We start from the raw sequence: 13,297 nt of genomic DNA, 5'->3' as shown, positions 1-13,297 counted from the left end.
TTTTATATCTCGGTTATCCAACTCATTAAAATTTGAAAAATGGACGATTCCCATCAAGCTTCATTTTATACCGGGAATGTTTCCGATAATGCCGACAAGCGCATCGCCCTTTTCCCGGGCACATTCGATCCATTCACCATCGGTCACGAATCGCTCGTGCAGAGAGCATTGGGACTGGTGGATGAAATCGTAATTGCAATTGGTGTCAACGAATCGAAAAAAACCTACTTTTCGCTCGAACAACGATTGCACATGATCGGCAACCTCTATGAAAACGAGCCCCGCGTCAAAGTAGGTTATTATGATTCTCTCACCATCGATTTTGCAAAAAAAACCGGCGCAAAATACATTTTACGGGGAATTCGATCCGTAAACGATTTCGAATACGAAAAAACGATCGCCGACATGAATCGTGCACTCTCGGGAATCGAAACCTTTGTTCTGTTCACCGAACCCGCGCTCACACACGTAAGTTCGACTCAAGTGAGAGAATTGCTTCGATATGGGCACGATGTTTCCGATTTTGTACCCAAAGGAATGAAGATCAAAATGTAAACAGGCTAAAATCAGATTTATGAACAAAAAAATAATCGCTTTTCTTTTCACCCTCTTTTTGATTTCGACCGAAGGATTCGGACAATTGCGCCCCAGTTTGGATGGTCTCAAACTCGAACGAACCTTACAGCTCATCAAAAATCTATATGTGGACGATGTGGATTCCGAAAAATTGACGGAAACAGCTATTAGAGCAATGCTCAGCGACCTCGATCCACATTCTTCCTATCTTGATAAAGAAGAAGTGAAGGCAATGAACGAACCTTTACAAGGCGATTTCGAAGGAATCGGTATCTCGTTCAATATGCTCACGGACACACTCTATGTGATGGAAGTTATTTCGGGAGGACCATCGCAGGAGGTAGGCATTTTGCCGGGAGATAAAATTCTGTATGTGAACGATACGCTGATTGCCGGTGTCAAAATGAATACGAATGACGTTATTCGCAAGCTGAGAGGCCCGAAAGGAACAGAAGTGAAGGTAAAGGTCTTGCGCAGAAATACTCCTCAATTGCTCGAGTTCCGCATCGTTCGCGACAAAATTCCCATTTACAGCATAGACGCTTCGTATATGGTTGACGATCATACCGGCTACATCCGTTTGAGTCGCTTTGCCGCTACATCTACCGATGAGTTTCGAAAGGCCGAAAACGCACTACTTACAGCCGGAATGAAAAATCTGATTCTTGATCTGACAGGCAATGGGGGGGGTATTTTGCAAACTGCTACCGATATCACCGACGAGTTCCTCGAAGAGGGCAAACTTATCGTTTATACCGAAGGTAAAAATCAACCCCGGTATAGTATCAATTCCACCGACAAAGGCAATTTCAAGAAAGGCAATTTGGTAGTGCTTGTTGACGAAGGATCGGCTTCGGCCAGCGAAATTCTTTCGGGAGCAGTGCAGGATTGGGACAGAGGGGTGATTGTGGGACGACGTACATTCGGAAAGGGACTCGTGCAACGGCAGTTGCCGCTTCCCGACGGCACCATGATACGTCTGACCGTTGCGCGTTATTATACCCCTACCGGACGCAGCATTCAAAAACCTTACGAGAACGGAGATCTCGAGTCCTATAACATGGACGTACTTAACCGTTATAATCGCGGAGAGCTCATTCATGCCGATAGTATCCATTTCCCCGATTCGTTGAAATATAAGACATTGGTCAACAAGCGTACTGTTTATGGTGGAGGAGGCATAATGCCCGATTATTTTGTTCCTATTGATACCACCACGCTCACCAATCTGCACCGTGATCTCATTGCAAAAGGTATTGTCAATCGGATTTCGATATCCGAAGTCGATCGTAATCGCAAGACGTTACTCGCCACTTATCCCGATGCGGAAACATTCAAAAAAGGATATGGGATATCTCCCCAAATCATTGACAATCTCAAACAAATGGCTGATGCAGATAGCATTAAATGGGATGATGAGCAGTTCGAACGCTCGCAAAGTCTTCTTTTTACTCAATTGAAAGCTCTTATCGCACGTGATTTGTACAACTCGTCTGCATATTTCAGAATTATGAACGACGAAAACGAAATATTCAAAGAAGCTTTTCGCATTATCAACGACGAGGAACGATACAATAACCTGTTGAAAGGGCTCGCAAATAAGTTCTCGAGCCCAAACTCATAAATACGACGAAAAAAATGTGTGGAATTGTTGGTTATATCGGTAAACGGCAAGCATACGATGTTTTGATCAAAGGATTGAAGCGCTTGGAATACAGAGGCTACGACAGTGCCGGAATTGCTTTGCTTTCGGACAATAACCTCAACGTTTACAAAACAAAGGGAAAGGTTTCGGATTTGGAAGCTTTTGCTCAAGGAAAAGATATCGGCGGGACAATGGGTATCGCTCACACACGATGGGCTACGCATGGCGAGCCCAATCAGGTGAATGCTCATCCGCATTACTCTCAATCGGAGCGAATTGCTCTGATCCACAACGGCATCATCGAAAACTATTCTGAACTCAAAGAGGGCCTTCTGATGCACGGTTTCACTTTTCAAAGCCAAACCGACACCGAGGTACTTGTTCAACTGATAGAATACGTTAAAAACGAACATGCCGTTGATTTGGCCACCGCCGTGCAATTGGCTCTGAACGAAGTGGTGGGGGCCTATGCGATTGCCGTTATCGATTTGGATAATCCCGATGTTATCGTGGCTGCCCGCAAAGGTAGTCCGCTCATCATCGGGATTGGCGATGACGAGTATTTCCTTGCTTCCGATGCAACACCCATAGTAGAATATACAAACAAAGTGATTTACCTGGATGAGGAAGAAATCGCTTCTCTCGATCTTATTAACGGACTTCACGTCAAAACGATTTCGAACGTGGAGAAAACACCGCAAATCAAACAACTCGAAATGACCATCAGTCAGCTCGAAAAGAGTGGATATCCGCATTTCATGCTGAAAGAAATTTTCGAACAGCCTCGAACACTTACCGACTGTATGCGCGGTCGTGTCAACATATCGGAGAACAATATTTCCATTGCCGGCATCATCGATCACAAAGATAAATTTCTGAATGCGAAACGCATCATTATTTCGGCCTGTGGTACTTCGTGGCATGCCGGATTGATAGGTAAATACGTCATCGAAGAATTTACACGTATTCCGGTTGAAGTAGAGTATTCATCAGAATTCAGATACCGAAATCCGGTCATCGACAGGGACGATGTGGTGATGGTTATTTCGCAATCGGGAGAGACGGCCGATACTCTTGCCGCGGCCCAATTAGCCAAATCGAAAGGCGCTTTTTTGTTCGGAATATGTAATGTGGTGGGTTCGTCCATCGCACGTACTACGCATGCCGGCTGTTATACACACGTCGGGCCCGAAATCGGAGTGGCATCTACTAAAGCCTTTACCGCTCAAGTAACTGTGTTGACCATGATTGCTTTGGTGTTGGGAAAGGAAAAGGGAACCATATCGGAAGAGATGTATCTCTCCATTTTGAAAGAAATGTCGCGCATACCTGAGAAAATCATTTCCATTTTGAAACAAGACAATTTGATAGCTGAACTTTCGAAGATATTTACCTATGCGCAACATTTCATCTACCTTGGGCGAGGTTTCAATTATCCGGTAGCACTTGAAGGTGCGTTGAAGTTGAAAGAAATCTCATATATACATGCCGAAGGATATCCAGCCGCAGAAATGAAGCATGGTCCCATAGCGCTGATCAGTCAAGAAATGCCGGTTGTGGTAATCGCTCCTATGGGTGGAGTAGTTTATGACAAGGTAGTGAGCAATATTCAGGAGGTAAAAGCGCGAAAAGGGAAAATTATAGCCGTGGTGTCTGAAAACGATCGGACGGTTCGCGAAATGGCCGATCATGTGATCACCATCCCCGAAACGGACGAATGTCTTTATCCGATTCTCACTTCCATCCCGTTGCAACTGCTCGCCTATCACATTGCCGTTATCAAAGGATGCGACGTTGATCAGCCTCGCAATCTTGCCAAATCGGTTACGGTGGAATAGGGGTGTAGATGATTTTTTCTCATGCGGCAAAAATAATCCTTACTGCATTTCTCGCAGTCGCACTTCTATGCCACTGTTTTTCAAAAGTCCTCCTAATGGTTTTACGTCCGTATTTCCAAAATGGTAAGGATACAAAACCTTTGGAGAAAACATTTTAGCCGCATTCACCGCTTGTGCAACTGTCATCGTGTAGGGCTGATTAACGGGCAAGAAGGCGATATCGATATTTTTCAGATTTTTCATTTCAGGAATATCTTCCGTATCGCCTGCGATATAAATCCTCAATCCGTCAATGGAGAGGACGTATCCGTTGTCGCGTGAACGGGGGTGGAATTGTTCACGTCCCGGTGTAATGTTGTATGCCGGCACGGCTTCGATGGTTATTTGATTCGGTAACTCCATTTTGTCGCCATTCTTCATTATTTTGGCTTTTGTATTACCCGATTTTTTAGCACTCGATTCGTTCATTACCGGCACAGTGTTTTCTTTGGTCAAAGCTTCAATTGCTTTCGGATCGAGATGATCCTCATGCTCGTGTGTGATCAAAATAACATCGGCTTTGGGAAAAGTCGAATAATCGGCAAACATGGATACCGGATCAACCTGAATCAAGAAATTGTCATAAGCAATTTGCAGGCTACCGTGTTTAATAAACGTAATTTTTACTTCGCGATTGTGTTTTGTTTTGAAAGTATCGCTTACATAAGCCTCATTTTTCGCATTCAATGAGGGAAATAGCATCAAAGTCATCATCAACATTACTGATAATTGAACATTTCGTTTCACATCTCCAATTTTTTTTGATTTGTTTGAAATATCTTCAGTTCCCCATATAACAATCAATCAAGTAGGTTTGTTTGTGAGAGAATATAGCTGAAAAGAGTACAAAAATGCTTTTCCCGAAACTAAAAAAAATGTTGATTTAATGCTGACCCAGAATTTCACTAATCAGATCTTTCATCTGTTTTCCACTAAATTGTGTCCGAAACTCGATGCTTAATTTCCCGTCGAAAAACCTTTCGGCATGTTTGATTTTCACTTTCTCTTCCTGTCGTAATTCATCCATGCTTCCCACATTTTTAGTTTCTACAATAAAATGCAGTTTTTGCCCGCCGTCTTTAAACTTGAGGACGTAGGCAAAGTCAGGCGAATAGCTTTTGCCTCCGGCCACAGGTATTTTGATGGAATTTTTAGGAATTTTTGTAAAAACGATTACCTGATCGATATTCGACTGTATGTTCGATTTTTCCAAATCGGAATCATAATACAATTCGTCGAAATAGTAATTTTGCGCTACGTCCTCTTCGGAATATAACAATCCCACTTCCGACGCCGTAATTTCCTTAAGAGGAAGTCCCTCGTCACTGGTCAGTTTAGTTGGATGGATAGACCCGGAAACATTTTGATACTCGATACTGAATTTGTTGAACGCATTAGCCATCAAATAATATTCAAAATTCTGTTTGATGGTTCGGATGGTTTTCATGTTCAGAAAAGAGTTGATATCCGTTCCCGAATCGATAATCGACCGGTGAATGGTTTTGATTTGTATATCCAATACTTTCGAAAGTTCTTTCAAAAAGTCACTGTATTTCATGGTCTTAATTTTCTCCCGATTGCTTCTGTATGTTGGAACGGAATCCTTCAAAATGGCTTTACCGTCAGCTACTTCTATTTTCTTCGTCATCTCTATCAATCCACCGTCCTCAAACTTGTTGTTTTCCGTCAGCAAATAGTTGGTAAAGAGCTCTTTGAAATTTGTTTCATTCTCAAATTTATATTCCAACACCACCTTTTCGTTTAGCTTTTCCCAAAGCTCTTTCAGTTCGCCGTATTTTTCCGTTCTGACGGTAATTTTTTTCTGCAAGTCAATAGCTTTGCGAATTTTATTGGAATTGACGCCATTGAAGATGAGTGCGTAATTTTGTTTTATGTAATCGAATCCGCCGGGTTTAAAATTATTGCTTCGAGTAATGACGTTATTTTTGTCGAGCAGTTCCAACAAGTCGTCTTCATTTGTGCGATACACTTCACATATCCTTCTAATCATCAATTCGGATAGTTTGTCGGGCACTGCATCGAGAGAAATAGCTCCCGATTTCTGATTGATTTCACTAACCAGTTTATCTACAAAGTCGCTTTCGGTAAAGTCAACAAAATAGTTCAAATAAAACTGTTCGTCTTTTACACGATTGCCATATTCATTCACTGGTAAACGCAAACCACGACCAACTTCTTGAAGTTTTGAAATTTCACTGCCACTGCTTCGGAGTTTGCAAATCTGAAATACGTTTGGATTGTCCCAACCTTCACGCAAAGTCCATTTTGAAAAAATAAATCGTCTTGGATTTTCTAAGTCAAGCATTGCTTGTTTGTCGTGCAAAATTTCGTTTATCTCTTTTTCAATGGCTTCGTCTTTTTCGGTATTGTCTTTTGAAAAATATCCTGCGTGTGTTGCCGAAAGGTCAAGCAATGTTTTTTCAAGGTAGGCTTTGTAAAAAGCATCCTTTTCTGTTTTAAGCAATTCTTCAATTTCTGCTTTGATGTATTGCTCAACAGTTTTGCGGATATATCCTTCTTTATTTCGGTATTCGTCTATATTGTCAATGAAGAAAAGTGTTAATGGTTTAATCTTTACTTCTCTTGTCAATAGTTGTTTTTCAATTTCAAAATGGTGTTTTATTGCTTTTTGAATCATTGTTTCCTGCAACTTTTCGGCATAAGAATAAGGGTTTATTTTATCACCCTTTTTCATTTCTAAACCGTTGGTTAAAACAACCGTGCTTTTGTTCAAGTTTTGAATTCCCAAATCGGACATTTCGGGATGAATCTTTTTTAGGCTTTCTTTTTTGGTAACTGTTACCGTTTTTCGTTTTTCATTTTCAATCAATTCAAAAGTAGCTTCAGTTCCATCAGAATCAATGAATTTTACAATTGCATTTTTTCCGCTTTCAAATTCTGTTATGTGTCCGATTACACCTTTCACTAAGTTTCTGTTGAACGAATCAACGGCTGTCAAAGTGTAAATCAAGTTTTCATATCCTTGAAAAGTCGCACCATAACGTAAAATAAATTGGGGCTTCATTTTCTGAATGTTCTCCCAAGTCTTATTGCCTTGCCCGAATTTGTGTGGCTCGTCAATAATCATAAAAGGTTTCGTTGCTCCAATGGCATCAAACGGAACAGTGTATTTGTCAAACAAACCTTTGTCAAAGCTTTTTTGCATTGTTTCAGAGTTAATCATACCTGCATTGATAATCATAACCTGAATACTGTTTTTCTCAAAAGTTCCGGCATTTACAAAACTGGTTACAGCCGGTGGTATGAATGATTTTTTACTCTTACTGTTTTTCTGACTTTCTACAATATGCAAATGAAGTGTTTTGCCATATTGTTCTTTAAAATGCTCACGGCTGCTGTCTGATTTCAAAAAGTCAATCGTTCCTGCTTTGATGGATAAAGTTGGAACAACGACTATGAATTTGAAAATGCCGTAGTTTTTATTGAGTTCAAAAATTGTTTTAGTGTAGGTATAAGTTTTACCAGTTCCAGTTTCCATCATTATATCAATGATGTTACTGTTACGCTTTATTTTTTCATCAATACCGTTACTTTCTTGAATAGCTCTAATATTTTCGGGATAAGTTCTTTCAGTCGTAAAATCAAATGCAGGGTTGATGTAGTTCTTATCCGCTTCTGTGGGCTGAACAAGACTAATATTCTCAAACACCGCAATAGTGCTATCTACTGCGTGTGATTGATGGTTTAGGTTTTTCTCAAAATTAAATCCCTTCATTGTTTTAGTCCTTAGTTTTTAGTGTTGAATTTTGAGTTGTTTTTACAATGCTCGTTAGCAATTTCACTAACTCTTGACAATCTTGAATAAAGGGTTTAAAATCAAAAGTTACCATTTGGCTTTTTTCCAAAAGTTCCAGCCAATATAAAGTTTCTCTTGCTTCTTTGCTTGAGATTGCCATTTTGTTGGCAAAATCTGCTTTACTTACACCTGCCAATGCTTCATTGATATTTGCCCCAATACTTGTTCCGCTTCGCAAAAGCTGTTTAGACAAAACAAATTCCTTTTGTTCTTGAAGAATTTTATATAGTTTTATAATTCGCAAAGCGAACTCAAAACTCTTATTTTTTACAATACTTTCTTTCATACTAAAAACCAAAGACTAAAAATTAGAAACTAGTAACGTGTTATAAAGTCAATGTCGCTTTTTTTCTTGTTGTTGTAAGTTTTTACGTTTTCTGAAATCTCTCGTAAACTCTTACTTTCAAAGTGATAGCCAAAGGCAATGATGCTTTTAGGTTCAAAATGTTTGTCTGAGTCAATCTTTTCCAATAATGCTTTCAGACTGTCAGTTGTAAAGCCCTTGTGCATAAGATACAATCTGCCATTGCCGTAATAAGCGGTGTAACCGCTTAAATCAACAATTTCCAACTCTTGCGTTAAGGCAATGCCGTCATAGGTTTTCCAAGTAGTGAGTAAGGCTTTGATGTCGTCTTCGGTTAATTTGCCGGCATCAAACAGCGTTTGCGAACTGTCAAACTGTTCTGCTTCAAAATTGTAATCTTCCCAAATTGGAGTTGTTTCAAAAATTTTGAAGGTGTTTTGATTTTTAAGTCGCTCCAATTTTTCAATTTCTGCTTTGTTTTCTTCGGTCGGGAGTTCTTTTTTGAGTTTTTCTATTTTTTCATCCAAACCCGCATTGATTTTTTTGGCAGCACGCAACAATCTTTCTTTGGTTATCTCAAAAATGGTGGGTTCGGCTTTCAGTTCATTTTTTACAAAATCGTAAGCTGTTTTGTTTTTCTTGGGGTCAATGGGTTCGGGCAATTGCACCAAAATAAATTTTCTGTTGCCGTACCCTGAGCCTGCCGAAGGGTCGGCATTCAGTTGCATTACGGCATCGCCTGTGGTGCCAGAGCCAGCGAAAAAGTCGAGGATGAGGTCATTATTTTCTGTGCAAAATTTACATAAATATTTAATTAGCGAAGTTGTTTTAGGGTAGCTAAATAATCCTTCTGTTTTGAATAGATCATTTAACTCTTTGTTTGCATCTTCATTTGTTCCAACATTACATTCAGTTTTAGAGATTATATCAGCAGGAACTTTCACACGTTCTCCGTCTTTTTCATAACGTATCGCAAATTTATCTGACTTGATATGAAATACTGTTCCGTCTTCAATTTCTTCATTTAAATTATTTTGAGTCCATTTAAAAGGGCCTTTTAATCTGAAATCAACATTAGCTTTACCATTCTTTATTTGTAAATCATCAATAAGTTCAACTCTATCATAAATTCCTTTTTTGTAATAACCTTCAATTTTAAAATAAACTTTTTCCTTGGGGAATTTAAGAACACCAATATTATTTCCATCATTTAACAATGGCATATCACCTCCATCTGTTATTCCTCCATTAAAAATTTTATTATTCACTTTTTTTTCAAAGCATAAAACGTACTCATATTTTTGTCTTACTTTTTTAGATAGGCTAGGTGGTGTGGATGTTTTATTCCATTTGTATATTGCCACAAAATTTTCTTCCCCAAAAATCTCATCCATGAGCAGGCGAAGTTGAGCCACTTCGTTGTCGTCAATAGACACAAAGATTACTCCATCATCTTTCAATAGTTGTTTAGCAATGTAAAGCCTCGGATACATAAAGGTAAGCCAAGCACTGTGGCTGTTGCTTTCGCTTTGGGTAAAATCTAAAATGCGTTTGGCTTTTTCTGCATCTACACCAATCAAGTTTTGTAATTCTTTTACGGTGTATTTTCTATCATCGTTATACACAAAACCATCATTGCCTGTATTGTAAGGCGGGTCTATGTAAATCATTTTTACTTGTTCGTAATAGGCATTGGCAAGGTGTTTCAGCACTTCCAAATTATCGCCTTTTATGAGCAAGTTTTCAGAATTAGCGTTTTCGGGTTTGCTATTATGAGTTTCGTCTGCTTTTAGCAAAGTGGTGGCAGGGTCGCTCGCCAAAAGTCTTGCGTAGCTTTTGCCTAACCAGTCTAAACCGTAACTCTCGGTAGAAAAACTTACTTCCTTTTCAGTTAGATTATTTTTGAATTTTTCTAATTGAAAATTTCCGTCTTTGTCAAAGCAATGCGGAAAATGAATTTTCAAAGTTTCCAAATCTTTATTTGGCACTTTTATGTTGTTCGTTATTTTTTGTTCCTTGCTCATTTCTTGTTCTTTTTAATGTCGTTGTCAATCAATAGTTCCTTTACATTTACGCCAAGAATTTCAGCGATTTCAAAAAGCACTTCAATTCGTGGTTGTTGTCTGTTTTGCACATAAGCATTTACCATATTGTAGCTTTTTCCCAATTGCTCGGCAAGCCAAGTTTGCTTAATGCCTTTTTCGTCCAACACTTCTTTTATTCTGTTCATTTGTTCAAATGATGTCAAGTCGCAAAGATAGGTTTATAATTTTTAGTATCTCATTTTGTAAGATAAAAAGTAATCAGAAAATTTTCAACAGTCTTGTCGGTGCGTTGGCAAAAAATGGCTCTTTTGGTTTTGCGAAGGGTTGGCTTGTGTGTCGGGCAAAACCAAATGTGCCATTTGTGAGTTGGCAGTCTTTTTACACTGACCGATAACGTTTTGGCGCTTGGCGCAGTGGCGGATTTCGGAGCACAAAACTGTCAATACACCACAAAAGTTGATGCGAGGTAGATTGTTCAATTAACCACGTCACCCGCCATTGAGCCAAACGCCTGTTGTGTGTAGTGCTTCTCAATACAATTTAAATTCTTTAATTTCTTTAAAGTCAGAATAATCAACCGTTCTATAATAATTTTCTTTAGAAAAAGATTCTTTGTGAGGTTCTTCGGTGTCTTTAAAACTAAAAACTTTTTTCCCGTCTTTACTAGCTATTTGTACTTCTCGTTTGTAACCTCTTAATCTTGAATAAGCGGTTTGAAATGTATCAACCCATTGCTCTTGTGATTTTTCGTCTAAGTGTGTTACCCATGATAACATCCACCAAATCCGCTCTTCTGCATGGTCAACCGTTTCAAGCATACAATGTCTCCAAAAGCATTTTACATTATTTGCCCTTGCTTCTCTTCCAAGTTGAACTAAAGATTGTAAACATTCAATCCCTACATGGTAGTGATTACTTTTAATGGCAGAACAACCTAGATAACCTAACTCTTCTAAACATCTATATAGAAAGTCAGAGTTTTTAAGTTCAACGGCTTTTTGACCAACTATTTTAATTTGTGCAGGAAAAGTTGGAAGATGAAGTTCAAAAAATCTATTTTCTTCATCTTTTGGAGGTTCATAAATTCCCTTTTGTGCAAGTTGTCTATTGAGGGACACCACAAATAAAGCTCCATCACTGTTGTCTTTTTCTAAAATTTTCTTGGCAAAATTGGTCAATGAGCCAATCATGTTTAAGTATACTTCTTTCGTTTGTTCATTGTTTAATGCTTTTTCCTTAAGGAAAATACCGACCTTTTCAAGAAATGTATTTTGTTGGTTTTTACTGTTTGGTTGTTCACTTATAATTACCGCAACTTTTTCAAATGAGTTATTTACAAGTTTATGAATCTTAAATTTAAAGTCTGATTTGTCAGTTAATTCATGATTTACAGTAGTGTTTATTAGATTTAAAAAACTATCCAATATTTGCTCAAATATATTAGTGTCTGTGTTTTTGATACTAATTTCAATGACTTCAGTAATAAAGTCAAATGGATTATTTTTTACAGAAATAGTTTGATACTTTGATTCTCCAAAATCGTGCATCGGAGTTTCATCAACTTTTGAAAATTCTAATTTTTTCAAATGACTTATATGCTCTTTCGCTCTTTTGTCATATTGTTTTATAAAAGTAGAAATTGCACTATTTTTCAACATTCGACCAAGAAAATATTTTGGATTTGATTCTTCATTAGAGATTATCAATAAAAATATTAGCATATAGGCTAAAATAGGGATTGTGTATAAGCTTACTGTCGGAACATATTCCTTTCCAATAAAAAGTGAAAGTAAGGGTGCTAAGGCAATCAAAATAGTCAAGAATGAGTATGTTAATTGTCTTTTTGAAGTCGCTTTTAAGAGTGCTTTATAAGGCGAAAATTGATATTGCAAAAAGGAAAAACTAATCGAGAATGTTGCAATTGTTAAGGATATGGATATTAAAGAGGCGTTGTAAGTTTCTAATTGCTGATTGTTAGTTATACAATGCAAAAAAGCACTTAACAAAATGAATGGAAGAAATAGCAATGTTTTGTAAATGTTTTTCACTGTCGGTTTAGTTTTAGCATTACACACAACGGTTAACGGCTTTGCGAAGGCGGGGCTAAGAAATTTAAAACTTTCTATAAATACGAACTCGAGCAAAAACCATTTTCGTTTTTCAAACTTACAAAAAATAAAAAAAACGAAATGTTTTTTTGCGACTTAAAGTGCGAAAATCTTCAACGCCAGGGAATTTTGCCCCCGCTTTTGCAAAGCCGATGTTATGTGATGGCAATTTTTTGTACTTTTTGTATTAGCCCGTAATAACCGAGCACTTTAATTGTATTTAATCTTTTTTATTACTTTTGTATCGGACAAGCTGATCCGATGGTGATATATTATACCGAAGGATTTCTAAGGGGTTATTACTAATTGTAGTTTCCCCTTTTATAATTTCCTGTTCCGCTCTTTCATTTCTTCGTGGCATTGAGCCACTTGAAATGAGGACAAGCTGAACCTCCGGATCCTTATTGCCCGATGGTATATTATCTTTTTCTTTTCGCAGGCTTTCAGCGTACTTTTCCCTGTACTCTACAGGAGAACAGTAATCAAGTCTATGCAATATCCAATCATAGTTGTAATTCTTAATGAATTGATCAATGCCGTTATAATCCTCCTCGAAAGAAGAAAATGTTTCTATCTGCAGCACCTGTTCTTCCAGGGTGCGGTGAAACCGCTCTATTATCCCGTTGCACTGTGGAGACCGTACAAAAGCTTTGGACATCTCCAGTCCCAGGTATTTCATTTCATTCATAAAATCAGCAGAGTCATATTGTGACCCGTGGTCGCTTCTTAACTGCAGCTTCATCCCCGTACAGACATTCTTATCTATAGTTCCAAACGTTTTACGTACAGCTGCTCTGACCGGTTGCATGGCTGCAAAACGATTACCTTTCTTTGCGATATGCCACGAGATAATCTCATCGTTAAAGTGATCTATTACACCAAAGAACCAGTGCCAACCCGATCC

The 13,297-nt window shown here is 38.4% G+C and carries 10 protein-coding genes; 3 read left to right on the top strand and 7 right to left on the bottom strand.

Features of this window, described 5'->3' with window-relative positions; genetic code table 11:
- Positions 1 to 39: 39 nt before the first annotated feature.
- Genes coaD through glmS form a run of 3 tightly spaced genes read left to right on the top strand, consistent with a single transcriptional unit; the run spans position 40 to position 4,059 of the window.
- On the top strand, positions 40 to 555 hold the full coding sequence (coaD, locus tag EJN84_RS10825) for a pantetheine-phosphate adenylyltransferase (RefSeq protein ID WP_129595436.1): 516 nt from the start codon (positions 40 to 42) through the stop codon (positions 553 to 555).
- A 19-nt stretch (positions 556 to 574) separates the two neighbouring features.
- Positions 575 to 2,200: a S41 family peptidase gene (locus EJN84_RS10820; protein ID WP_129595435.1), complete on the top strand. Its 1,626-nt coding sequence runs from the start codon at positions 575 to 577 to the stop codon at positions 2,198 to 2,200.
- A gap of 14 nt (positions 2,201 to 2,214) precedes the next feature.
- Positions 2,215 to 4,059, top strand: coding sequence for a glutamine--fructose-6-phosphate transaminase (isomerizing) (gene glmS / locus EJN84_RS10815; protein ID WP_129595434.1), 1,845 nt, complete (start codon positions 2,215 to 2,217; stop codon positions 4,057 to 4,059).
- 39 nt (positions 4,060 to 4,098) lie between these two features.
- On the opposite strand, the gene EJN84_RS10810 is transcribed toward glmS, so the two are convergent.
- The 7 genes from EJN84_RS10810 to EJN84_RS10775 form a co-directional block, all read right to left on the bottom strand.
- Positions 4,099 to 4,818 (bottom strand): MBL fold metallo-hydrolase, encoded by a 720-nt coding sequence (locus tag EJN84_RS10810; RefSeq protein WP_394343094.1) that lies wholly within the window; start codon positions 4,816 to 4,818, stop codon positions 4,099 to 4,101.
- 163 nt (positions 4,819 to 4,981) lie between these two features.
- On the bottom strand, positions 4,982 to 7,855 hold the full coding sequence (locus tag EJN84_RS10805) for a type III restriction-modification system endonuclease (RefSeq protein ID WP_129595433.1): 2,874 nt from the start codon (positions 7,853 to 7,855) through the stop codon (positions 4,982 to 4,984).
- Positions 7,856 to 7,859: 4 nt separating this feature from the next.
- The gene (locus EJN84_RS10800) at positions 7,860 to 8,222 is read right to left on the bottom strand and encodes a four helix bundle protein (protein ID WP_129595432.1); all 363 of its coding nucleotides are present in this window, start codon (positions 8,220 to 8,222) and stop codon (positions 7,860 to 7,862) included.
- A 29-nt stretch (positions 8,223 to 8,251) separates the two neighbouring features.
- Entirely contained in the window at positions 8,252 to 10,264 is a 2,013-nt protein-coding gene (locus EJN84_RS10795) for a site-specific DNA-methyltransferase (protein ID WP_129595431.1), read from the bottom strand.
- Positions 10,261 to 10,470, bottom strand: a complete 210-nt coding sequence (locus EJN84_RS10790; RefSeq protein WP_129595430.1) for a helix-turn-helix domain-containing protein — start codon at positions 10,468 to 10,470, stop codon at positions 10,261 to 10,263. The genes EJN84_RS10795 and EJN84_RS10790 overlap by 4 nt, the downstream gene beginning before the upstream one ends.
- Positions 10,471 to 10,815: 345 nt before the next feature.
- Entirely contained in the window at positions 10,816 to 12,333 is a 1,518-nt protein-coding gene (locus tag EJN84_RS10780; RefSeq protein WP_129595428.1) for a hypothetical protein, read from the bottom strand.
- Between the two features lie 280 nt (positions 12,334 to 12,613).
- On the bottom strand, positions 12,614 to 13,297 hold a 684-nt coding region (locus EJN84_RS10775; RefSeq protein WP_165004286.1), incomplete at its 5' end, for an integrase core domain-containing protein.

Origin of the sequence: Seramator thermalis (genome assembly GCF_004138125.1) — a bacterium.
In the GTDB taxonomy this organism is placed as follows: domain Bacteria; phylum Bacteroidota; class Bacteroidia; order Bacteroidales; family Dysgonomonadaceae; genus Seramator; species Seramator thermalis.
This window is presented reverse-complemented; position numbering and strand designations above follow the sequence as displayed.

What these genes read in the sequence shown, in the direction of transcription:
- coaD (WP_129595436.1), top strand. Translation starts at nt 40, where the DNA reads ATGGACGATTCCCATCAAGCTTCATTTTATACCGGGAATGTTTCCGAT.
- EJN84_RS10820 (WP_129595435.1), top strand. Translation starts at nt 575, where the DNA reads ATGAACAAAAAAATAATCGCTTTTCTTTTCACCCTCTTTTTGATTTCG.
- glmS (WP_129595434.1), top strand. Translation starts at nt 2,215, where the DNA reads ATGTGTGGAATTGTTGGTTATATCGGTAAACGGCAAGCATACGATGTT.
- EJN84_RS10810 (WP_394343094.1), bottom strand. Translation starts at nt 4,818, where the DNA reads ATGTTGATGATGACTTTGATGCTATTTCCCTCATTGAATGCGAAAAAT.
- EJN84_RS10805 (WP_129595433.1), bottom strand. Translation starts at nt 7,855, where the DNA reads ATGAAGGGATTTAATTTTGAGAAAAACCTAAACCATCAATCACACGCA.
- EJN84_RS10800 (WP_129595432.1), bottom strand. Translation starts at nt 8,222, where the DNA reads ATGAAAGAAAGTATTGTAAAAAATAAGAGTTTTGAGTTCGCTTTGCGA.
- EJN84_RS10795 (WP_129595431.1), bottom strand. Translation starts at nt 10,264, where the DNA reads ATGAGCAAGGAACAAAAAATAACGAACAACATAAAAGTGCCAAATAAA.
- EJN84_RS10790 (WP_129595430.1), bottom strand. Translation starts at nt 10,470, where the DNA reads ATGAACAGAATAAAAGAAGTGTTGGACGAAAAAGGCATTAAGCAAACT.